Origin of the sequence: Streptomyces sp. NBC_01717 (genome assembly GCF_036248255.1) — a bacterium.
In the GTDB taxonomy this organism is placed as follows: domain Bacteria; phylum Actinomycetota; class Actinomycetes; order Streptomycetales; family Streptomycetaceae; genus Streptomyces.
This window is the reverse complement of record NZ_CP109178.1, coordinates 7069377-7090455: the sequence shown is the minus strand read 5'-3', so window position 1 is coordinate 7090455 and position 21079 is coordinate 7069377. Positions and strand designations below refer to the sequence as shown.

Genomic DNA, 21079 nt, shown 5'->3' with positions numbered 1-21079 from the left:
CTCAGTCGAGTATGAAGCTCTCCAGGTACGACGGGTTCGCCCGGTCGAGCATCGACCGCGACCTGGCGCGGATCTGCCGGTCGCTGTGCTCGCTCGGCGGCAGCAGCCAGAAGCGGTCGGCGCGGATCCCGTCCACGACCGTGCCCGCGACCTCCTCCACCGGTGTGAACTCGACCTCGTGGCCCGCCGCCCTCATGGCGGACTCCCACTGGTCGAGGCTGCGGTACGGGGTCCGGCGGGGCCGCTCCTTGGCGTATCGCTCGGGCCGGTTGCGGTGCGACTCCCACAGTCCGGTACGGAGCATGTGCGGGCCGGGGAAGAGCACCGAGGCGCCGACCGCCGCGCCCTCCGCCTTCAGATGCGCGTAGAGCGACTCGGTCATCGTGACGACGGCGGACTTGGTGACCGCGTAGACGGAGGCGGTCGGCAGCGGGGCGATGCCGCCGTCGCCGGACGAGGTGTTGACGACCCGGCCGGGCTCGCCGCCCTCGATCATCCGGGGCACGAAGGCCTGGATGCCGTGGAAGACGCCCCACACATTGACGGCGAACGCCCACTTCCAGTCGTTCGGCTCGTGCTCCCACATCCGGCCCTCGGCACCGGAGCCGACGCCCGCGTTGTTGCACAGCACATGGACGGCGCCGAAGGTGTCGTACGCGGCGTCGGCGAGAGCCTGGACGGAGTCCCGCTCGCTGACGTCGGCCACCCGCGCCAGCACCTGCGCGCCGTCCTCGCGCAGCTCGCCCGCCGCCTTGTCGAGCGCGCCCTCCTCCACGTCGGCGAGGACGACCTTCAGTCCCTCGGCCGCGAACCTGCGGGCCATCGCGAGCCCGATGCCGCTCGCGGCGCCGGTGACGACGGCGACCTGCCCCTCCCCCAGCCTCATCGGACACTCCCCTGCGGCGGGCCGTCGTGGATCTGCTGCGGGTCGTCGTAACGCTGGTGGATGTACGGCAGCAGCGCCTCGGCGCTCACCCGCTCGACGGCCCTGCCCCGCTGGTCGCTGGTCTTCTCGCCGATGGTCAGATCGATCAGCCGGTGTACGGGGAGGTCGGCGACCGGGTCGTACACCGACTCGCGCAGCACCACATCGCCCGAGATCCGTTCCAGCTTGCGGACCTTCTCGTGGCGGATGCAGTGGATCAGTACGGGATCGGCGTCGAAGCCCTCACCGTCCGCGGCAGGCAGGAACTTGAAGTAGAAGTCGAGCTTCTCCGCCGGTTCGGGCAGCGGCAGCTGCTCGCCGACCGCGCCGCGCACCTCGACGAACGCGATGCCGTGCCGGACGAGCGCGGCCCGGACGACGGGTCCGTCACGCTCGACGGTCACCTCGCCCAGCTTCTTCGGTTCGCCGAAGACCTCACGGCCGCCGATCAGTGCCCGCTCGTGGGTCATCGGCATGACGAGCGGATACCAGCCCTCGTGCCCGTCGTGGACGGCGGCGACGGCGACGGAGCCCGCACCCAGCGGATAGCCGGGGAGGTCGACCTTGCTGATGGCGGCGCGGACGAGCGGGCGTTCGGCGGGTTTGAGGGGCGGTGGCAGGACCGCCGCGACCGCGTCGGGGTCGCTCTCCCAGACGGCGACCACGCCGGTGGACCAGATGTCGGGGAGTTCGGAGCGGGCTGTGCGGGCCGCCGCCAGCTCGGCGTCGGTGCGCGCGCCGTACCGTACACGTGCCATGGACGTACCACCCTTCTCGGTTGTCCGTGCCCGGGTTCTGTAACACAGTTACACCGGCCGGAATGAAGGGTAAATAGGCATGCACGTAACGGAGTTCGGAAAGCTGGGAGCACTGTGGCGCGATCGTCGCTGACCCGCGAAGAGGTTCTGGAGGCCGCTGCCGCCCTGGTGCGGCAGCACGGCCCGGATGCCCTCACGATGCGCAAGCTGGCCGCCGAGCTGGGCACGGCGGTCACCTCGATCTACTGGCATGTCGGCAATCGCGAGTCGCTGCTCGACGCCCTGGTGGAGCGCACCGTCCAGGAGATGGGCGCCGTCCGGCCGGCCGGCCGGACCCCGGTGGCCCGGATAGTCTCCGTCGCCCGGGGGCTGCGCCGCGAACTGCGCGCCCGCCCCCACCTGATCGCGATCGTCCATGAACGCGGTCTCACGGAGCGGATGTTCCTGCCCGCGCAGCAGGCCCTCGTCCACGAGGTGCACGCCGCGGGGCTGCGCGGGGCGCGGGCCGCCGACGCGGTACGGGCGGTGCAGTTCCAGACCGTCGGCTTCCTGCTCGTCGAACGCAACCGGGAACGCTCCCCGGTCCAGTCCCCCGGCGAGGGTGATCTCTGGGACGTGGTCACGGCCGAGCACGACCCGGCGCTGGCCCGCGCGCTCGCCCTCCCCGCCGACCAGGAACGACTGTTCACGGCGTCCATGCGGGCACTGGTGAACGGACTGCTCGCCACCGGTGGAAGCTAGCGGCGCCTCGCCGGGCGGCTCGAACAGAACGCTCCCGGATGGGGGGCTGTCAGTCCCGGCCCGTATTCTCTGTGACCATGCTCGACGACCGCCAGACCGCAGCACCGTGGCCGACCGCCTACCCACAGGGGTACGCGGTCGTCGACGTGGAGACCACCGGACTCGCCCGGGACGACCGGATAGTGTCCGCTGCCGTCTACCGGCTGGACGCGCAGGGCAACGTCGAGGACCACTGGTACACCCTCGTCAACCCGGAGCGGGACCCCGGCCCCGTCTGGATCCACGGCCTGACCAGTGATGTCCTGGAGGGCGCCCCGCTCTTCCCGGAAGTCGCCGCCGATCTGTCCGAGCGTCTCGCGGGCCGCGTGCTCGTCGCGCACAACGCCGCCTTCGACTGGTCGATGCTGGCCCGGGAGTACGCGCGCGCCGCGGTCGTCGCCCCGGTCGAACACCGGCTCTGCACCATCGCGCTCTCCAAGGAGCTCCGGCTGCCGCTGCCCAACCACAAGCTGCAGTCGCTGGCCGCACACTTCGGAGTCGTACAGCAGCGTGCACACCACGCGCTGGACGACGCCCGGGTGCTGGCCGAGGCGTTCCGGCCGAGTCTGCATGCGGCGGCGCGCGACGGGGTGCGGCTGCCACTGCTGGAGTGCCGCCCGCTGACCGAGTGGTCGGAATCCCCGGTCACCCCGCGGGTCGGCCACCAGCCGTCGTACGGCAGCCAGAGCAGCTGGCGCCCTTCGCGCAAGCGGCCGGCCTGCCCGTATCCGAACCCGGGGCGGTACGACAAGGACAAACCGCTCATGCAGGGCATGCGGGTGGCGTTCTCCGGGGACACCTCCATCGACCGTGAGCTGCTGGAGGACCGGGCGATCGAGGCCGGGCTGCATGTGGCGACCAGCGTCTCCCGGCTGACCAGCCTGCTGGTCAGCAACGACCCCGACGCGGCGACGTCGAAGACGGTGAAGGCAAAGGCGTTCGGCACACCGATCGTGGACGAGAGCGCCTTCACCCATCTGCTGCGGGATGTGGCACAGGTGTCGACGACGACCGGGGCCCCGGTGGCCCCCGCCCTGCCGACGCCGTCATCGGAGTGAACCGGGGGCGACTCGCCCGTCCGCCGCTCGCCGCCCGGCGCCCCCGCATCCCACCCTGTGGCGCATGGCACGTTGTGAAGTTTGCGGAAACGACTACGGCATGTCGTTCGAGGTGCACGCGCAGGGCGCGGTGCATGTCTTCGACTGCTTCTCCTGCGCCATTCACCGGATGGCGCCCATCTGTGAGCACTGCCGGGTCCAGGTCATCGGCCAGGGTGTCGAGGTGGACGGGCACTGGTTCTGCGGCGGTCACTGCGCCCGGGCGGAGGGGAAGGTGGGCATCATCGACAAGGTCTGACCACCGGCCGCACGGTCCGTTCCGCCACCCCCTCCGCGAGGCACCCCATGACGCAGTTGTACCGTCGTGGGGTGTACCGCTTCCTGTTGACCCGGCAGTGGCTGATCCTCGCCCTCCTCACCCTCGTCCTCATTCCCACGATGGTCGAGCTGGGCTTCTGGCAGCTGCACCGGCATGAGCACCGGGTGGCGCAGAACGCTCTGATCTCGCACAACCTCAAGGCGAAGCCGGTTCCGGTCGCCACACTCACCTCCCCGGGTCACACCATCCCGCGCTCCGACTACTGGCGTGCGGTGACGGCCACGGGGACGTACGACACGGAGCACGAGGTCGTGGTGCGCCGCCGGACCTCCACGGACGGAAGCATCGGTTTCCACGTACTGATCCCGCTCGACCTCAAGGGCGGCGGTACGGTCCTGATCAACCGCGGCTGGGTCCCCGCCGCCGACGACCAGCGCGCCTTCCCGGACGTCCCGGCCGTACCCAAGGGCGAGGTGACCGTCACAGGGCGGCTCAAGGCCGACGAGACGACGGGAACCAGCGGAATCAAGGACCTGTCGGACCTGCCGGACCGCCAGGTGATGCTGATCAACAGCGCCCAGCAGGCCAAGGCTCTCTCCCGGCCGGTCCTCGGCGGCTACATCGAGCAGACCGGCCCCGAACCGTCCGGCGACGTCCCCGAGCTGATCGAGGCCCCCGACGACAGCTCCATCGGTCCGCACATGGCGTATGCGGTCCAGTGGTGGCTGTTCGCCTCGGGCGTCCCGGTCGGATATGTGGTGCTGGCCCGGCGCGAGAAGCGCGACCGGGTGGAGGCCGCGGCCAAGGCCGAGGCCTCCGGAGAGCCGGAGTCGGAGCCGGAGCAGCCCGAGCCGGCGACTGCCTGACACGGCGCCCACGACAGCCTGACCGATGGCCGCTCGACCGGTTCCGCTGCAGGAGTCTGCGGCCGCCCGTGGGACACCGGCTGCTTAGCGAGGCCCCGGTTCGGGAACACGGCAGAACGTGACCCCACGCATCGAGGACTACGCCCTCATCGGCGATCTGCAGACAGCCGCCCTGGTCGGCAGGAACGGTTCTGTGGACTGGCTCTGTCTACCCCGTTTCGACTCGGGCGCCTGCTTCGCCGGCCTGCTCGGCGACGACGACAACGGCCACTGGCGCATCGCCCCGAAGGGCGCGGACACCTGCACCCGGCGCGGCTACGTGGGTGACTCCCTCGTCCTGGAGACGTTCTGGGAGACCCGCACCGGCACCGTCAAGGTCATCGACTTCATGCCGCAGCGCGACCAGGAACCCGATGTCATGCGGATCGTCGAGGGGATCAGCGGCACCGTCGACATGACTTCGGTGATCCGGCTGCGCTTCGACTTCGGCTCCATCGTGCCGTGGATGCGCCGTTCGCAGGGCCACCGGGTGGCGGTCGCCGGACCCGACTCGGTCTGGCTGCGCAGCGAGCCACCGGTCAAGACCTGGGGCCAGGAGTTCTCCACCTGCTCGTCGTTCACCGTCTCCGCCGGCGAGCAGGTGGCGTTCGTACTGACCTGGCACCCGTCGCACTCGCCGCGCCCCGATCTCGTCGATCCGCACGAGGCGCTGAAGAACACCCTCTCCGACTGGGCCGAGTGGTCGGCCCGCTGCAAGTACCGGGGACCGTACCGGGAAGCCGTGATCCGCTCGCTGATCACCCTCAAGGCGCTCACCTTCGCCCCGACCGGCGGCATCGTGGCGGCCCCCACCACATCGCTGCCGGAGGAGATCGGCGGCGTACGGAACTGGGACTACCGCTTCTGCTGGCTGCGGGACTCCACCCTGGCGCTCAACGCGCTGCTCTCGGCCGGCTATGTGGGGGAGGCCGCCGCCTGGCGGGACTGGCTGCTGCGCGCGGTCGCCGGGGACCCCGCCGACCTGCAGATCATGTACGGCCTGTCGGGCGAACGGCGGCTGCCCGAGGCGGAGCTGCCATGGCTGGCCGGATACGAGAACTCCAGCCCGGTCCGGATCGGCAACGCGGCGGTCCGGCAACGGCAGCTCGATGTGTACGGAGAGGTCATCGACTCGCTCCGGCTCGCGCGCGAGGCGGGCCTGGCCGATCAACCGCACGCCTGGAGCCTGCAGCTCAGCCTGCTCGGGTTCCTGGAGTCCACCTGGCGCGAGCCGGACGAGGGGCTCTGGGAGATCCGCGGCCAGCGCCGCCACTTCGTGCACTCGAAGGTGATGGCCTGGGTCGCCGCAGACCGCGCGGTGCGCACCCTGGAGGCGAACCCGTCGCTGGCCGGGGACGCCGAACGGTGGCGGGTGATGCGGGACGCCGTGCACCGGGAGGTGTGCGAGAAGGGGTACGACCCCGTACGGAACACGTTCACGCAGTCGTACGGCTCCCGGGACCTGGACGCCGCGACGCTGCTGATCGCCCGGACCGGATTCCTGCCGCCGGACGATCCGCGTCTCGTCGGCACGGTCGACGCGGTCCGTGACGAGCTGGGCAGCGACGGTCTGGTCCGCCGCTACAGCACGGAGGGTGTCTCGATCGACGGGCTGCCGGGCGGCGAAGGGGCGTTCCTGGCGTGCTCGTTCTGGCTGGCTGACGCGCTGCGCCTGACCGGGCGCGCCGAGGAGGCCACCGAACTCTTCGAGCGGCTCCTCGAGCTCCGCAACGATGTCGGGCTGCTCGCCGAGGAGTACGACACCGTGGCGCGGCGGCAGTTGGGCAATTTCCCGCAGGCATTCAGCCATATCGGACTGGTGGGCACCGCGATCGCACTGACCGGGGAGGACATCCTGGAGGCCGAGACGGCAGGATAGGGGCCATGGATCTTGAATTGAAGGATCGTGTGTACATCGTCACGGGCGCGACCCGGGGGCTGGGCAACGCCACGGCGCGGGAGCTGGTGGCGGACGGCGCGAAGGTGATCATCACCGGCCGCGACGAGAAGCGGGTCGAGGCGGCCGCCGCCGAACTGGGGCCGGACGCCGTCGGTCTCGCCGCCGACAATGCGGAGCCCGCCGCCGCGCAGCGGCTGGTGGACGCCGCCCATGAGCGGTTCGGGCGGCTCGACGGCATCCTGATCAGCGTCGGTGGGCCCGCCCCCGGCTTCGTCGCGGACAACACGGACGAGCAGTGGCAGTCGGCATTCGATTCGGTGTTCCTGGGTGCCGTGCGGCTGGCCCGTACGGCGGCCGCGGCGCTCGGCGAGGGCGGGGTGATCGGCTTCGTGCTGTCCGGCTCGGTCCATGAGCCGATCGCCGGGCTGACCATTTCGAACGGTCTGCGACCTGGCCTGGCCGGATTCGCCAAGTCCCTGGCCGACGAGCTCGGCCCGCGGGGCATCCGCGTGGTGGGCGTGCTGCCGGCTCGGATCGACACGGACCGGGTGCGTGAGCTGGACGCGCTGTCCGGCGATGCGGAGGCGTCCCGTGCGGCGGCCGAGGCGCGCATTCCGTTGCGCCGGTACGGCACGCCTCAGGAGTTCGGCCGGACGGCGGCGTTCCTGCTGTCGCCCGCGGCGTCGTATCTGACGGGGATCATGGTGCCGGTGGACGGCGGGGTACGGCACGGGTTCTGAGCGAGCGCCGGGGCCGTCCGGTGGCCGAGCCTGTCCTCGACCTCCCCCATGGTCTCAGGGGCACGGGAGACCCCTCGGCGGGCAGGATCGCTCCTCCGCCGGACGTCCCCGCCGTCAACTCACGCGTTCCGCACGGTGCTTGACGGCCCGCAGCCGCACCTCGGCCGGTAGCTGCGCCAGTCCCGCAGAGTCCCGCGCATGGGCCAGCGCCTCGTCCGTGAGGCGGCCGAGCGCCTCGCCCGGTGCCGCGTGCGGTTCCATGAGCAGGCTGATCCGGGCCTGCGGCGAAGTGCGCCGGCCGACCAGCATCACCTGAGCACGGGCCACCCCGTCCAGCGTCCCCGCCTCCCCGGCGAGCACGCCCTCCAGGGCCCGGCCGCGCAGCAGCGCCCCCTCGCCGTCGCCGCTCTCGACCAGCACCTCGGCGAGGCGGGCGCGGCGGAGCTGGGCGAGGAACCACCACAGCGCGAGGACGACCAGCACGGCGAGGACCACGATCACGGTCGGCCACCACCAGCTGTCGGCGCGCCAGCGGTCCCGGTCGGCCTGGGAGAGCAGCACATCGGTCCTGCCGCTCCACGGCCACCAGGACGGTACGGAGAGACCGAGCCCGGCGGCGAGTACCGCGCCGCCGCCGCAGATCAGCACCAGGCCGGCGAGCCCGAGCAGTACCCGGTTGACGGTACTGAGCACCGCGGTCACCCCTTCTTTGCCGGACGGCGGACATGCACCGACAGGCTCGGCGGCTTCGCCAGGCCCAGTCCGTCGATGCCCGTGGTCAGTACCGTGTCCAAGTCGGCCCGTACGTCGTCGAGTTCACGGAAGTGCGACACGGCGCGCACCGCGACCTTGGCACGCCCCATCCGGACCCGCACCGACTGCACGCCGGACACCTCCACCGCCCGGTCGCGCAGGACCAGGGCGGCGGCGGTCCGGTCGAGCCCGGCCCGTACACCGGGACGGTCGCGGCGCATCGGCAGCAGGTCGCGCAGGCCGGGCGTGGCGGCGAGGACGATCAGCCACAGGCCGATCGCCATGGCGACCCCCGCTCCGGCCAGCACCCACACGTCGTTCAGCGGGCGTTGCGCCAGTTCGTCGGCGAGCGAGCGGCGCCACCGCATCGCCGGATGGTCGGCCCGTACCGCCGCCACGTCGTACAGCAGCAGGCCGGCGCCGCCGAGGACCACCAGCGCGACGAGACCGGCGGGGATCCGGCGCGCGGACCAGAAGCGGCCGGCACTGCCGCCGCCTTCCTTCGTCGGCGCCGGGTCGTACGAGGCGGCGGAGGCCGACTGGTCCAGGGCGACTGCCCCGCCGTGTTCCGCACGGTCGTCGGTGGGCAGGCGCCCCGTGCTGTTCCCCGGGTCCTGGGGTTCGGTCATCGGATCCTCCCCTGTGCCGCGGCGCTCGCTCCCGCGGGGTGCAGACGCTCGACCTGTACGGCCACTTCGGGCACTTCCATCCCCGCCAACGCCCTTACCCGTTCGATGACCCGCCGACGCACGGCACCGCACTGGCGGCCGATGTCGGTGGGGTATCCGAGCTCCAGACTGACCCGTACCCGTGCGGTGTCACGGTGCACCGTGACGGTGGCACGCGGGGACGCACCCTCCTTCGGCGGCTCGTCGATCGTCTCCTTCGCCGCCTGTGCGGCGATCTTCGCGACCACCCGGTCGGCGATCCTGGTCTCCCCGCGTTCCGCGGCGGGGATCCGGCCGAGTACCCCCGACAACGCCGTCACCGCCGTCGGTCGCCGCGCTCGCGACTCCGGAAGAAGTCGCCGGGTTCCAGATCGCCGTCGAGGAAACGACCGGCGATGAAGCCGACCGCTCCCAACGCCGCGACCAGCAGAAAGGCCCCAAATCCGCCGAAGTACCCGGCGAACCCGAGCGCCATGCCGGCCACCAGGCCGACCACAGCCATGCTCATCGTGCGCTCCTCAACTGCCTCGGGTGGGAGGCCTACTGGAGACGTGGCTCGGACTGGTCGTCGTCCTCCTCGTCGGGCAGCTTCACATCGCTGACCGCGATATTGACCTCGACGACCTCGAGGCCGGTCATACGTTCCACCGCCGCAATGACGTTCTCCCGAACATCACGGGCGACATCGGAGATCGAGACGCCGTAGTCGACGACGATCTCCAGGTCGAGGGCGGTCTGCGACTCGCCGACCTCCGCCTTCACGCCGCGGGTCACGGACTTGCCGCCGCCCGGGACCCGGTCACGCACCGCGCCGAAGGTACGGGAGAGGCCGCTTCCCATCGCATGGACACCGATCACGTCGCGCGCCGCCATGCCGGCGATCTTCTCGACCACACCGTCGGCGATGGTGGTACGGCCACGGGTGGCGGGATCTCCCCCACCGCGCTTGGTCAGCGGGCTCCTTCTGCTGTCGTCCCCCGTCGCCTGGTCGGGGTTCTCGGGCCGGTTCCGCTGTGGGGTGTCGGTCATCGCCACACTTCCCTTCAGGGCAGGGTCGGACTTCGCTGCCCACATTAAGTGCGCTTGCCCCATCTCGCGCCGCGGATGCGGCAGGCTGGGGCAATGACGACGGCTGACAGCCCGCACAGGGCCGACGGATGGACAGCTGCGGTACGGCAGAGGCTCGGCCTGGGCCGATTGCTCCCTCTGGGCGGTCCGGCGGACGGCGCGTGGATCTCCGAGCGGGCCGCCGTCGCGGTGCTGCGCAGGACGGCGGACACGCCCGGGCCCGGCCCGGTGCTCGGTGAGGTACGGATCGCGGTGGCGGATCCCGACTCCGCACCGGAGCCGGCGCTGCCGTCCCCGCCCAGTGCGCTGCCGCCCGGGCCGCTGCGGATCGAGGCGACGATGTCGGCAACGGCCGACCGGCCGCTGCCCACCGCCGCTGCCGCACTGCGCTCGGCGCTGCTGACAGCCGCCGCTCAACGGCTGGGCCTGGTGGTCGGCGAGGTGGACCTACGGGTGACGGAGTTGCTGGACACGGCCCCCGAACGGTCGGCACCGGAGTCGTCCGCGGTGCGTGGAGCGGAGCCGGAGGGCCTGGCGGGGACCGCGGCCGCCGGGGTCCCCGGCGTCGCGACACTGACCCGGGTGCTGGGGAGCGCGGTGCATACGGCCCCGGACCATGTGCGGGTCGAACTGGCGACGTCCGGGGATCACCGGGCACTCGACGTGGCGCTGGCGGTGCGCACCGCGGTGTCGGAAGCCGTGCACGGGCACCCGCCGGTCACCGTGCTGGTCACCGCCGTGGTGGAGCAGGACTGAGCAGGACTGAGAGGGGCGGCCGGGCGGCTCGTCGCCCGGCCGGTGCCGTGCTCTCAGTCGGTGACGCCCGCCAGGTCACGCAACCGGCGGCCCTGCGCCGCGCGTTCGGCGGTGCGCTGGTCCTCGTACGTGCGCGAGACGGCACCGCTCAGCAGCGCCTTGGTCTCGATGACGGCGTCGCGCGGGGCCGCCAGCAGTGCTGCGGACAGGTCCCGGGCCGCCTCGTCGAGTTGGTCGGCGGGGACGACAAGGTTGGCGAGACCGGTGCGCTCGGCCTCCTCCGCGTGCACGAAGCGGCCGGTGGCGCAGATTTCGAGCGCACGGGCATACCCCACCAGGTTCACCAGAGGGTGCGTGCCGGTGAGGTCCGGGACCAGGCCCAGGCTGGTCTCGCGCATGGCGAACTGCACGTCCTCGGCGACGATCCGCAGATCGCAGGCGAGGGCGAGTTGGAAGCCGGCACCGATGGCATGTCCCTGCACGGCCGCGATCGACACGATGTCATTGCGGCGCCACCAGGTGAACGCCTCCTGGTACTCGGCGATGGTCGCGTCGAGGTCGGACTCCGAACCGCGCGCCAGGTCCAGGAACGACGGCTCACCGTCGAACCCCTCAGGGGTGAACGCCTGCCGGTCGAGGCCGGCGGAGAAGGATTTCCCTTCGCCGCGCAGCACGACGACCCGCACGCTGCCTGGCAGTGCCCTTCCGGCCGCCGACAACGCCCGCCACAGAGCGGGGGACTGAGCGTTGCGCTTGGCCGGGTTGGTCAGGGACACCGTGGCAACCGCGTCATCGACGGTGAGTCGTACGCCGTCCTGGTCGAGCACAGAGTCGAGCGAGGTCATGGGGCGCCTCCGGGATCGGGTGCAGTCAGCAGATCGAGCTAAGTGACTGAACAGTAACCACCCGGTCGATCACGCGATCTACCGGGTGGCCACCGCCGAAACCGGTGAGCCCTCGGAACGCGTCCGTCCAGCGACGTGTCCCGATCCGCCGACGGCCGTCAGGCCGCGGCGGCCTTCTTGCCTCGTGTCGCTCCGCCACGCCCTCGCAGCGTGACTCCGGACTCGCTGAGCATCCGGTGGACGAATCCGTAGGAGCGGCCGGTCTCTTCGGCCAACGCCCGGATGCTCGCACCGGAGTCGTACTTCTTCTTCAGGTCTGCCGCGAGCTTGTCGCGCGCGGCGCCGGTTACCCGGCTGCCCTTCTTCAGAGTCTCGGCCACCCGTGCCTCCTCATGGGAAGTGCGCTCTGGACTCTCATGATCACCCCTCGCGGGCTTCCTGGCCACCCATTCGGCAAGGTCCGTACAACCGGTTTGGCGCCCCGGGAATACGCCATCACAAACGGAATCCGGCATTCCGTAGGGCGATGGGGGCGAGTGGCCGCGGGTCCGAGATGAACGGCCAGGTCAGGGCCGTACGGGGGGCTTCGGCCCCACATGGGTGCGCCCGGCAGGTATCTGCCGGGCGCCGCGCCGAGGTATGAGAGGTCCTCACACAGATGATGGATCACGTCTGGGCCGAATGATCCAGTCGAAGTGGATCAGGCCAGCGCGACCAGGTCCCGGTAGTCCGCGCCCCACAGGTCCTCGACGCCGTCCGGCAGCAGGATGATCCGCTCGGGCTGGAGTGCCTCGACCGCACCCTCGTCGTGCGTGACGAGAACGACCGCGCCCTTGTACGTGCGCAGCGCGCCGAGGATCTCCTCGCGGCTGGCCGGGTCGAGGTTGTTCGTCGGCTCGTCGAGGAGCAGCACATTCGCGGAGGACACCACCAGGGTCGCCAGCGCGAGGCGGGTCTTCTCACCGCCGGAGAGCACCCCGGCCGGCTTGTCGACGTCGTCGCCGGAGAAGAGGAACGAACCCAGCGTCTTGCGGACCTCGACGAGGTCGAGGTCCGGGGCGGCGGAGCGCATGTTCTCCAGGACGGAGCGCTCCGGGTCGAGGGTCTCGTGCTCCTGTGCGTAGTAACCGAGCTTGAGCCCGTGGCCCTCGATGACCTCGCCGGTGTCCGGCTTCTCGGCGCCGCCGAGGAGCCGGAGCAGGGTGGTCTTGCCCGCACCGTTGAGACCGAGGATGACGACGCGGGAGCCCTTGTCGATGGCGAGATCCACGTCGGTGAAGATTTCCAGCGAGCCGTAGGACTTGGACAGCCCCTCCGCCATCAGGGGGGTCTTGCCGCACGGCGAGGGCTCGGGGAAGCGCAGCTTGGCGACCTTGTCGGAGACCCGGACGGCCTCCAGGCCGGAGAGCAGCCGCTCGGCGCGCTTGGCCATGTTCTGCGCGGCGACGGTCTTGGTGGCCTTGGCGCGCATCTTGTCGGCCTGCGAGTTGAGGGCCGCGGCCTTCTTCTCGGCGTTCTGGCGCTCGCGCTTGCGGCGCTTCTCGTCGGCCTCGCGCTGCTGCTGGTAGAGCTTCCAGCCCATGTTGTAGACGTCGATCTGCGAGCGGTTGGCGTCGAGGTAGAAGACCTTGTTGACGACCGTCTCGACGAGGTCGACATCGTGGGAGATCACGATGAAGCCGCCGCGGTAGCTCTTCAGGTAGTCGCGCAGCCAGACGATCGAGTCGGCGTCGAGGTGGTTGGTCGGCTCGTCGAGGAGCAGGGTGTCGGCGTCCGAGAAGAGAATGCGTGCCAGCTCGACACGGCGGCGCTGACCGCCGGAGAGCGTGTGGAGCGGCTGTGCGAGCACCCGGTCGGGCAGGCTGAGCGCGGCGGCGATGGTGGCGGCCTCGGCCTCGGCGGCATAACCGCCCTTGGTGAGGAACTCCGTCTCCAGCCGCTCGTACTTCTTCATGGCCTTTTCGCGGGTGGCGCCCTTGCCGTTCGCCATCCGCTCCTCGTTCTCACGCATCTTGCGCAGGATCTCGTCGAGACCGCGGGCGGAGAGGATGCGGTCGCGGGCGAGGACTTCGAGGTCGCCGGTGCGCGGGTCCTGCGGGAGGTAGCCGACCTCGCCGGACCGGGTGATGGTGCCGCCGGCGGGCACGCCTTCGCCGGCGAGGCACTTGGTGAGGGTGGTCTTGCCCGCCCCGTTGCGGCCGACGAGACCGATGCGGTCGCCCTTGGCGATACGGAAGGAGGCGGACTCGATGAGGATGCGGGCGCCGGCGCGCAGCTCGATGCCGGAAGCGGTGATCACGGGTAAAACTCCAGGGCGGTATGGACGGCGGGCGGGACGACGGGCGGAGTTATCTCGACGCCGTCTAGTGCACAAGGAGAATTGCCATAGGGGTCAGTCTACTGGCGGTGTGCAACTGCTTTTCCGCGTGCTCACGCCGGGCTCGCCGGTCGCTCGCCCAGTGCGGCCGGCCCACTGCACCCTGTTACCAAAAAGGGGCAGGTGCGGATGAACTGTCCGATACTCGGCGCACGGCGGTGAGGCAGCCGCGGCCGGAGCGGAGAGTGGTGTCCCATGCAGTTCGACGACGACGCCGATCTGGACACGTCCGAGGTCCGGGATGTTCGAGGCAGCCGGATCCCGGGCGGCAAGGCGACGGTGGGCGGCGGCCTCATCGGTGTCATCGCGCTGCTCCTGGGACTGTTCTTCGGTGTCGGCCCCGACCAGCTGGGCCTTTCGTCGGGCGACTCGGGCACCACGGCGACCGCGTCCTCGGCGGCGCAGGTCGAGCAGAGCTGCCGGACCGGCCAGGACGCGAACACCCGGGACGACTGCCGGACCGTCGCGGTGGTCAACAGCGTGCAGGACTTCTGGCGCCGGGAGTTCGCCCGGCGGGGCGCGCGGTACGCGGACGCGAAGACGGTTCTGTTCACCGACCGGATCGGCACCGCCTGTGGTGCCGCGACCTCGGCGGTCGGGCCGTTCTACTGTCCGGGCGACCGGCAGGTCTATCTGGACCTGGGGTTCTTCGACGATCTGCGGACGAAGTTCGGATCGAGCGGCGGCCCGTTCGCCGAGGCGTACGTCGTCGCGCACGAGTACGGCCACCATGTGCAGGACCAGATGGGGACGCTGAGCCGGTCGCAGGACGGCCGGACGGGCTCGAACAGCAACGCGGTGAAGGTGGAGCTGCAGGCCGACTGCTACGCCGGGGTCTGGGCGCACCACGCGACGACCACGCCGGACGAGTTGACCGGTCGGCCGCTGATCACGTCGCTGACGCCGACGGACATCCGGGACGGGCTCGACGCGGCCGCGGCGGTGGGCGACGACCGGATCCAGGAGAGGTTCCAGGGCCGCGTCACCCCCGAGTCCTGGACGCACGGCTCGGCAGCGCAGCGCCAGCAGTGGTTCACCACCGGCTTCCGCAGCGGCGACATGGCCGACTGCAACACCTTCCGCTGAGCCGGTCCGGGCCGTTGTCAGTGGCCGATGAAAGACTGAGACGCAGATCACAGCAGAGGGTCAAGCGGAGTGCGAAATGGGGTGAGCGCCATGGCAGGCGCATCGGCCGGGGTTCCGACGATCTATCCGACGATTCTGTACGACGACGCGAAGGCCGCGATCAAGACGCTCACGGAGGGCCTCGGGTTCACCGAGGAGGCGGTGTACGAGGGCAAGAACGGCACGGTGCTGCACGCGGAGCTGTCCTGCGGCAACGGCAGGGTGATGCTGGGGTCGAAGGGCCGCGAAGGGGTCTTCGCCAAGGCGATGGCGAGCGCGGGGCCGAGCGGTGTGTACGTCGTGGTGGACGAGGTCGATGCGCACCATGCCCGGGCCGTGGAGCACGGGGTGGAGATCCTGATGCCGCCCACGGACCAGGACTACGGCTCGCGCGACTACATGGCGCGGGACACGGAGGGCAATGTGTGGAGCTTCGGGACGTACGCCCCGGGGTCCGCGGACTGAGCACCTGTGTCCTCGGCCCGGCCCGCGGCCGAGGACAGGCGCTGACGCGTCCGCGTCCCCGGACGGCCTGCTGCGGGTCGGTCAGGCACCGCCGGTGTGCACCTGGAACGCCGCCCGGCGGACGGCTTTGGCCAGCGCCGGATCCGGGTGGGCGGCGGCCAGCGCCACCAGCACCTGGACCGTGCGCGGGTGGCCGACGGCCCGTACCTCTTCGAGCAGTGCCGGGACGGTGCCCTGGACGGCCGAGTCGAGGTGTCGGACCAGCAGCGCGGTCTCGCCGTGGTCGGCGACGGCCGCCGCGGTGTCGACCCAGAGCCAGGTGGATTCCTCGCGGCTGAGGACCTCCTGGGCGTCCTCGGGGTCGGCTCCGTCGTACTCGGCCAGCCAGATCAGTGCGTACGGGCGCAGCGACGCATCGGTGACGACGGAACGCACGACGGGCTCGGCGGGGGCGCCGACGACCCGGAGCGCTTCGAAGGCGAGTCCGCGCAGCAGTGCGTCCTCACCGCGGGCGACGGCGAGCAGTTCGGCGACGGCGCTGCCGACGGGGCGGGCGGCGAGCCAGGCACGGTACTCGGCGCGGGCCGGCCCCGGGGTGAGCCGGGCGCAGCCGAGCAGCATGTCGGCGGCGGACTGCTCGATGTTCCCGGCCGGGCTCTGGGCGGCGACGCAGATCTGTTCCAGCTTGACCCAGACCGCCCAGTTGCCGAGCGGGGTGAGGGTGGCGTGGCCGACGCCGAGCGTGAGAGCGCCGACGGCTGCCAGCCCCTCCAGGGCCCAGTCGAGGAGGCGCGCCACCAGGGCGGCGGGGTGTGCGGTGGGGGCCGGTTCGGCGGGTTCGGGCGGCGCCTGCGGCCCGTACGGCACCTCGCAGCGCTCCTCGTGGAGTTCCGCGACGCGCTGGCCGAGAAGATCCAGCAGGGCGGGCACGGTGACCGGGCCTGCCGAGAGCTGGAGGAGGGAGAGCACCTGGGGCACGGCCTCGACGGCTTCGGCGACCGCGGTGGCCTCGATGTCCTCGGGCGCCGGGTGGACGAGCGACCAGGCGTCGAAGAGCGCCACCCAGCCGCGGAGCACCGCGGAGTCGTCGCGGTCCCAGGCGCGCAGTCGCCAGCCCGGGCGTGCGGTATCGCCGTGCAGCTCCACGAGGCCGGCCAGGCGGGCCCGGTCCCAGCCGGAGCGCACCTGTGCCGGGGACAATTCCAGTGCGGCCGCGGCCCGTTCGAGAGCGTGGGCGGCGAGCAGGGCCGTGCCGGGGCTCGCGCCGTCGGCGGCCCAGCGGGCGATCCGCACGGCGTCGGCCAGCGCGGCCCTGGCCTGGCGGGCCAGTTCCGCACGGGGCGGGGTGCCCTCGGGCGGGCGGGGGGCCGGCCTGGTGCGCCGGGTCGTCACGACCTTGCGGGCGGTGGCAAGGGGTCGCGGGCGGACAAGTCGCAGCCTGGAGTCGCGCGGGGTACGGGACGTCACGGGAGCAGTCTTGCCTCTGACGGCCCGAAAGCCCAAACGGAACCCGAATTCGCGAGGGAAGGGGCGGTGGACCGGGCCGGACCAACCGGTTGATCCATCGCATCAGGTCACATCAGGGGCGTGAGGAAGCGCCGCATGGCCTCTTCGTAGCGGGCCGGGCCGGCATTCCACATTGCCGCATGCGGAGCCTGCGGTACGGGGTGCAGGGCGACCAGATCGGGGCGGCGCGCGGCAAGATCGCGGGACGGCTGCCAGGGGGCCAGGGTGTCGTCGGGGCCGTGGAAGATCAGCGTCGGGACCTGCAGAGCCAGCGGGAGGGAGGTATCGAGGAGCCTGGCTCCGTGCAGTCCGGTCTGGCCCTGGGCGGCGCGGACGGCGAGCGGCATCAGTGCGGACGGGACGCCGCGGGCGGTGGCCAGGGCGCGCAGGGTGGTGGCCCAGTCGAGCACCGGGGAGTCCAGGACGAGGCCGCAGATCCGGTCGCGGAGCGCGGAGTTGACGGCCGCGTGCAGGGCCATCGAGGCGCCGGTGGACCAGCCGTGCAGGACGACCTTCTCGGCGCCGTACCGCACGGCGAAACGGATCGCCGCGTCCAGGTCTCGCCATTCGGACTCGCCGAGGTGGGCGAGGCCGTCCGGGGAACGTGGGGCTCCGGGGTCCCCGCGATAGGCCGGGTCGAGCACCGGGAGCCGCAGCCCGTGCAGGCATTCCATGACATTCATGGGGTGTTCGCGGGTGGTGCCGAGGCCGTGCACGGTGATGACCCAGGTGTCCCGGGGGCCGGGCAGGAACCAGGCGGGCATGGAGCCGAGCTCGCCCGGGATCTCGACGTCCTGGTGGTCGAGGCCGAGGGCGGTGCTCGGGTCGCCGCTGTGCAGCGCGGGGGTGATCCGGACCTGGGTGCCGGGTTCCAGGCTGCCGCTGTTGACGCGTTCCAGTCGGCGCACGACGGCGTCGGCGGCGTGCGGCGCCTGTTCGATCACCGGGCCGACGACGGCGTGGACGCCGTCGCCCATCAGTCCGTACGTACCGGGCCGGAGCGCGGCGAAGGAGCGGGTGAGCGTGACCTGTCCGGCCGCTGTGGCGTGCACGGTGAGCTTGCGGTCGGCGGGGAGGGGACGGCCGGACGGCACCCTGAGGGCGGCGTCGCTGGCGTACCGGCCGGCCGCGACCACTGCCGCGCCGACGCCGAGGACGGTGATGACGGCTGCTGCCGTCGCTGTAGCCGGGCGCACCGCTTCAGTGTCGGGGGGTGTACCGCACCCTGCCAGTGGGCGGGGGCCGTCCGGTGGCAGGGTGCGGTACACCCCTCCCGGTCAGCCTGGCTGTCCGTATCCCTTCAGGGCGTCCTGCACCTCGTCCAGCTGGGCCCGGGTGAGCAGGGACGGGGAACGGCCGGGGACGGAGACGGAGGTGAGCCAGAGCCTGCACATCCATTCGAGCTGGGCGGTGCGGTCGTAGGCCTCGTCGAGGGTGGATCCGTAGGTGACGGTCCCATGGTTCCGGAGCAGACAGCCGGTGCGGTCACGCAGGGCGCCCAGCATGTTGTCGGCCAGCTCCTGCGTTCCGTACCGCGCGTAGGCCGCGGTACGGACGGGGCCGCCGAGCATGGCGGCGGCGTAGTGCACGAGCGGGACCTCGTGGACGAGGGTGGAGACGGCCGTGGCGTGTACGGCGTGGGTGTGCACGACGGCGGCCGCGTCGCTGTTGCGGTAGACCGCCAGGTGGAGCGGGAGTTCGCTGGTCGGGGCCAGTTCGCCGAGGACCTGACGGCCCTCCAGGTCGACGGCGACGGCGTCGCCGGGGCCGAGCCGGTCGTAGGGCACACCGCTCGGCGTGACCAGGACGAGGTCGCCGACCCTCGCCGACACATTGCCCGAGGTCCCGACGACCAGGCCCTCCGCCGCGGTCCTGCGAGCGGTGGCGACGACGCCGTGCCAGGCCTGCTCGACGGCGTCCTGTGCATCATGTGCGGCGTGTGCATCCTGTGTGTCCTGCGCGGCTGTTGCGCCGCTTCCGTCCTCATCCCGATCGCTCATGGGGCAATCCTGTCAGCGGGGCGGGTGCGGCAGGAGGGCGTCGGGTGACCGACATCTCTTTGTCGGATTTTCCAGCGGATTCGCCCTCGGAATCGGCGGTCCACGGGACGCGGCGCCGCGAGGGATTCCGGCCACCGCACGCCCTGCGGTGGCCTCCGACTGTCGCGTGGCGGACGAAACGATCAACGCCACTCCGTTTTGAGTCACCACAGAGCCCCGTCCAGTTCATCTTCCGTTCACCCAGGTTGCCTACGGTCCACGAGCCAATGACGTCGAACGATTGCCTGGGTAAATGGAACACATCACGCTGCTCCTCGCGATTGTGATCGTGACAGCTCTAGTGTTCGATTTCACGAACGGTTTCCATGACACCGCCAACGCGATGGCGACCACCATCTCGACCGGCGCTCTCAAACCCAAGACAGCGGTGGCCATGTCCGCCGCTCTCAACCTGGTCGGCGCGTTCCTCTCGGTCGAGGTCGCCAAAACGATCTCCGGCGGGATCATCAACGAGAACGGGCTGCGGACAGAAGTCATCTTCGCGGCCCTCGTCGGCGCCATTCTGTGGAATCTGCTGACCTGGCTGGTCGGCCTGCCGTCCAGTTCCTCCCACGCCCTCTTCGGCGGTCTCATCGGCGCCGCGGTGATGTCGGCGGGCTGGTCCTCGGTCGACGGCGGCACCGTCGTCACCAAGGTGCTGCTCCCCGCGGTCGCCGCCCCGGTCGTCGCCGGTCTCGCCGCACTGCTGGCGACCAGGCTGACGTACCGGATCGGCGGCAAGGTCCGTAACGACGCCCAGGAGAAGGCCACCGCGAAGGGCTACCGCGCCGGCCAGATCGCCTCGGCCGGACTGGTCTCGCTCGCCCACGGCACCAACGACGCGCAGAAGACCATGGGCATCATCACCCTGGCCCTGGTCACCGGCGGCGTCCTGTCCCCCGGCTCCAACCCGCCGGTCTGGGTCATCGTCTCCGCGGGCATGGCCATCGCGCTCGGCACCTACCTCGGTGGCTGGCGCATCATCCGCACCATGGGCAGTGGCCTCACCGAACTCAAGCCGCCGCAGGGCTTCGCCGCCCAGACCAGCGCGGCCACGGTCATCCTGGCCTCCTCGCACCTCGGCTTCTCCCTCTCCACCACCCAGTCGTGCTCCGGCGCCGTGATGGGTGCGGGGCTGGGCCGCCGGGGCGGTGTGGTCCGCTGGTCCACCGCGACCCGGATGTTCGTCGCCTGGGGTCTGACCCTGCCGGCCGCCGGTCTGGTCGGTGCGGGCGCGGAGTTCCTCACCAAGCAGGGCACCTGGGGTGTCGTCGTCGTCGCCATGCTGCTGATCGGCGGGTCCGCCGCCATCTGGCTGCTGTCCCGCCGCAAGCCGGTCGGTCACGGCGATGTCGCTCCCGCCGCCGAACCGGCGGGTGTCATCACCACCGCCATCGCGGCCGTCACCCCGCCGCCCACCGGGGCCGCGGCTCCGGCCACCACGGCGGACGCGACCGCAGCCACGGACCTCAAGACCACCATCCCGGCCCCGGCCGGAACCGTCGCCGATCCGGCGCGGCCCGCCACGGTGTAAGGACAGATCACCATGAACATCGACTGGGCAGCTCTCGGCTCCGTCTTCGGCGTCTCCCTCGTCGTCACCGTGGCGCTGGTGGGCCTCTTCACCCTGGGCATCGTCGGCCTCTCCAAGCAGCCGGAACCGGCTGCGCAGGGCGGCTCCGCCTCAGGCTCCCTGGCACTCGCCCGCACCGGCGCGTACCTCTGCTTCGGGCTCTGCGCGGCCGCGGTCGCGTACGGGATCTATCTGATCGTCGCCTGAGCACCTGGCCGCACTCCGTCATCGGGGTTCCATCGGGCCGGACACACCTCGCGTGTGGCCGGCCCGATGTGCGTCCGCGCACACTGCGCCGCCGCAGGTCAAGGCCAGGTTGACGGGCATTCGCGGAGCGTGGTGGACTGCCGGAGCCATTTACGGCGACAGCAGAGGAAGCCGGTGCGAATCCGGCGCGGTCCCGCCACTGTCACCGGGGAGCAGTCCCCCACACCGGAAGTCACGGCTCGCGCAGGCGGGCTGGAAGGCCGGGGGAACTGCGGATCCGGGAGCCAGGAGACTCTCGCCGCCGGTCACGTC

Annotated in this window: 24 protein-coding genes and 1 riboswitch; of the genes, 11 read left to right on the top strand and 13 right to left on the bottom strand. The window is 71.4% G+C overall.

What is annotated here, in order from left to right:
* Nucleotide 1: 1 nt before the first annotated feature.
* Entirely contained in the window at nucleotides 2–886 is an 885-nt protein-coding gene (locus OHB49_RS32120; RefSeq protein WP_329164461.1) for an SDR family NAD(P)-dependent oxidoreductase, read from the bottom strand.
* On the bottom strand, nucleotides 883–1683 hold the full coding sequence (locus OHB49_RS32115; protein ID WP_329164460.1) for an acetoacetate decarboxylase family protein: 801 nt from the start codon (nucleotides 1681–1683) through the stop codon (nucleotides 883–885). Before OHB49_RS32115 ends, OHB49_RS32120 begins: the two co-directional genes overlap by 4 nt.
* 114 nt (nucleotides 1684–1797) lie before the next feature.
* Between OHB49_RS32115 and OHB49_RS32110 the strand changes: the two genes are divergently transcribed.
* From OHB49_RS32110 to OHB49_RS32085, 6 genes are all read left to right on the top strand, one after another.
* Nucleotides 1798–2424, top strand: coding sequence for a TetR/AcrR family transcriptional regulator (locus OHB49_RS32110; protein ID WP_329164459.1), 627 nt, complete (start codon nucleotides 1798–1800; stop codon nucleotides 2422–2424).
* Nucleotides 2425–2495: 71 nt separating this feature from the next.
* Complete coding sequence (locus OHB49_RS32105) at nucleotides 2496–3521, top strand: DEDDh family exonuclease (RefSeq protein WP_329164458.1); 1026 nt, start codon at nucleotides 2496–2498, stop codon at nucleotides 3519–3521.
* A gap of 64 nt (nucleotides 3522–3585) precedes the next feature.
* The gene (locus tag OHB49_RS32100) at nucleotides 3586–3819 is read left to right on the top strand and encodes a hypothetical protein (protein ID WP_078852816.1); all 234 of its coding nucleotides are present in this window, start codon (nucleotides 3586–3588) and stop codon (nucleotides 3817–3819) included.
* 71 nt (nucleotides 3820–3890) lie between these two features.
* Nucleotides 3891–4706 (top strand): SURF1 family cytochrome oxidase biogenesis protein, encoded by an 816-nt coding sequence (locus OHB49_RS32095; RefSeq protein WP_329164457.1) that lies wholly within the window; start codon nucleotides 3891–3893, stop codon nucleotides 4704–4706.
* Nucleotides 4707–4824: 118 nt separating this feature from the next.
* Nucleotides 4825–6624 carry a glycoside hydrolase family 15 protein gene (locus tag OHB49_RS32090; RefSeq protein ID WP_329164456.1) on the top strand — a complete coding sequence of 600 codons (1800 nt, stop codon included), beginning with the start codon at nucleotides 4825–4827 and terminating at the stop codon, nucleotides 6622–6624.
* 5 nt (nucleotides 6625–6629) lie between these two features.
* The gene (locus tag OHB49_RS32085; protein WP_319739336.1) at nucleotides 6630–7385 is read left to right on the top strand and encodes an SDR family oxidoreductase; all 756 of its coding nucleotides are present in this window, start codon (nucleotides 6630–6632) and stop codon (nucleotides 7383–7385) included.
* Between the two features lie 114 nt (nucleotides 7386–7499).
* On the opposite strand, the gene amaP is transcribed toward OHB49_RS32085, so the two are convergent.
* From amaP to OHB49_RS32060, 5 genes are read right to left on the bottom strand one after another with little or no spacing between them, the layout of a single operon-like run.
* Nucleotides 7500–8078: an alkaline shock response membrane anchor protein AmaP gene (amaP, locus tag OHB49_RS32080; RefSeq protein WP_392754592.1), complete on the bottom strand. Its 579-nt coding sequence runs from the start codon at nucleotides 8076–8078 to the stop codon at nucleotides 7500–7502.
* A 5-nt stretch (nucleotides 8079–8083) separates the two neighbouring features.
* Nucleotides 8084–8767 (bottom strand): DUF6286 domain-containing protein, encoded by a 684-nt coding sequence (locus OHB49_RS32075; protein ID WP_329164451.1) that lies wholly within the window; start codon nucleotides 8765–8767, stop codon nucleotides 8084–8086.
* Nucleotides 8764–9117 (bottom strand): hypothetical protein, encoded by a 354-nt coding sequence (locus OHB49_RS32070; protein ID WP_329164449.1) that lies wholly within the window; start codon nucleotides 9115–9117, stop codon nucleotides 8764–8766. The genes OHB49_RS32075 and OHB49_RS32070 overlap by 4 nt, the downstream gene beginning before the upstream one ends.
* 5 nt (nucleotides 9118–9122) lie before the next feature.
* A complete protein-coding gene (locus tag OHB49_RS32065) occupies nucleotides 9123–9314 on the bottom strand; it encodes a hypothetical protein (RefSeq protein ID WP_030920082.1) in 192 nt (63 codons plus the stop codon).
* 32 nt (nucleotides 9315–9346) lie between these two features.
* Nucleotides 9347–9835, bottom strand: coding sequence for an Asp23/Gls24 family envelope stress response protein (locus tag OHB49_RS32060; RefSeq protein ID WP_030974519.1), 489 nt, complete (start codon nucleotides 9833–9835; stop codon nucleotides 9347–9349).
* 93 nt (nucleotides 9836–9928) lie between these two features.
* Between OHB49_RS32060 and OHB49_RS32055 the strand changes: the two genes are divergently transcribed.
* Nucleotides 9929–10630 (top strand): hypothetical protein, encoded by a 702-nt coding sequence (locus OHB49_RS32055; protein ID WP_030974521.1) that lies wholly within the window; start codon nucleotides 9929–9931, stop codon nucleotides 10628–10630.
* A gap of 53 nt (nucleotides 10631–10683) precedes the next feature.
* On the opposite strand, the gene OHB49_RS32050 is transcribed toward OHB49_RS32055, so the two are convergent.
* The 3 genes from OHB49_RS32050 to OHB49_RS32040 all read right to left on the bottom strand — a co-directional run bounded on the left by OHB49_RS32050 (nucleotide 10684) and on the right by OHB49_RS32040 (nucleotide 13774).
* Complete coding sequence (locus OHB49_RS32050) at nucleotides 10684–11475, bottom strand: enoyl-CoA hydratase/isomerase family protein (RefSeq protein WP_030974523.1); 792 nt, start codon at nucleotides 11473–11475, stop codon at nucleotides 10684–10686.
* Nucleotides 11476–11633: 158 nt separating this feature from the next.
* Entirely contained in the window at nucleotides 11634–11855 is a 222-nt protein-coding gene (locus tag OHB49_RS32045; protein ID WP_007263382.1) for a helix-turn-helix domain-containing protein, read from the bottom strand.
* Nucleotides 11856–12175: 320 nt separating this feature from the next.
* Nucleotides 12176–13774 (bottom strand): ABC-F family ATP-binding cassette domain-containing protein, encoded by a 1599-nt coding sequence (locus OHB49_RS32040; protein WP_329164447.1) that lies wholly within the window; start codon nucleotides 13772–13774, stop codon nucleotides 12176–12178.
* Between the two features lie 273 nt (nucleotides 13775–14047).
* Between OHB49_RS32040 and ypfJ the strand changes: the two genes are divergently transcribed.
* Entirely contained in the window at nucleotides 14048–14938 is an 891-nt protein-coding gene (ypfJ, locus tag OHB49_RS32035; RefSeq protein WP_329164446.1) for a KPN_02809 family neutral zinc metallopeptidase, read from the top strand.
* A 90-nt stretch (nucleotides 14939–15028) separates the two neighbouring features.
* On the top strand, nucleotides 15029–15442 hold the full coding sequence (locus OHB49_RS32030) for a VOC family protein (protein WP_329164445.1): 414 nt from the start codon (nucleotides 15029–15031) through the stop codon (nucleotides 15440–15442).
* An 81-nt stretch (nucleotides 15443–15523) separates the two neighbouring features.
* Here OHB49_RS32030 and OHB49_RS32025 read toward each other — a convergent pair whose 3' ends face one another.
* The 3 genes from OHB49_RS32025 to OHB49_RS32015 all read right to left on the bottom strand — a co-directional run bounded on the left by OHB49_RS32025 (nucleotide 15524) and on the right by OHB49_RS32015 (nucleotide 18948).
* Nucleotides 15524–16834 (bottom strand): hypothetical protein, encoded by a 1311-nt coding sequence (locus OHB49_RS32025; RefSeq protein ID WP_329166685.1) that lies wholly within the window; start codon nucleotides 16832–16834, stop codon nucleotides 15524–15526.
* Between the two features lie 182 nt (nucleotides 16835–17016).
* A complete protein-coding gene (locus OHB49_RS32020) occupies nucleotides 17017–18144 on the bottom strand; it encodes an alpha/beta hydrolase (RefSeq protein ID WP_030974535.1) in 1128 nt (375 codons plus the stop codon).
* An 81-nt stretch (nucleotides 18145–18225) separates the two neighbouring features.
* Nucleotides 18226–18948: a class II aldolase/adducin family protein gene (locus OHB49_RS32015; RefSeq protein WP_329164442.1), complete on the bottom strand. Its 723-nt coding sequence runs from the start codon at nucleotides 18946–18948 to the stop codon at nucleotides 18226–18228.
* A gap of 292 nt (nucleotides 18949–19240) precedes the next feature.
* On the opposite strand from OHB49_RS32015, the gene OHB49_RS32010 reads away from it, so the two are divergent.
* Both OHB49_RS32010 and OHB49_RS32005 read left to right on the top strand, forming a co-directional pair.
* Complete coding sequence (locus OHB49_RS32010) at nucleotides 19241–20521, top strand: inorganic phosphate transporter (protein ID WP_329164441.1); 1281 nt, start codon at nucleotides 19241–19243, stop codon at nucleotides 20519–20521.
* A gap of 12 nt (nucleotides 20522–20533) precedes the next feature.
* Nucleotides 20534–20767 (top strand): hypothetical protein, encoded by a 234-nt coding sequence (locus tag OHB49_RS32005; RefSeq protein ID WP_313936657.1) that lies wholly within the window; start codon nucleotides 20534–20536, stop codon nucleotides 20765–20767.
* 165 nt (nucleotides 20768–20932) lie between these two features.
* A riboswitch (cobalamin riboswitch) is annotated at nucleotides 20933–21061 on the top strand.
* Nucleotides 21062–21079 lie beyond the last annotated feature (18 nt).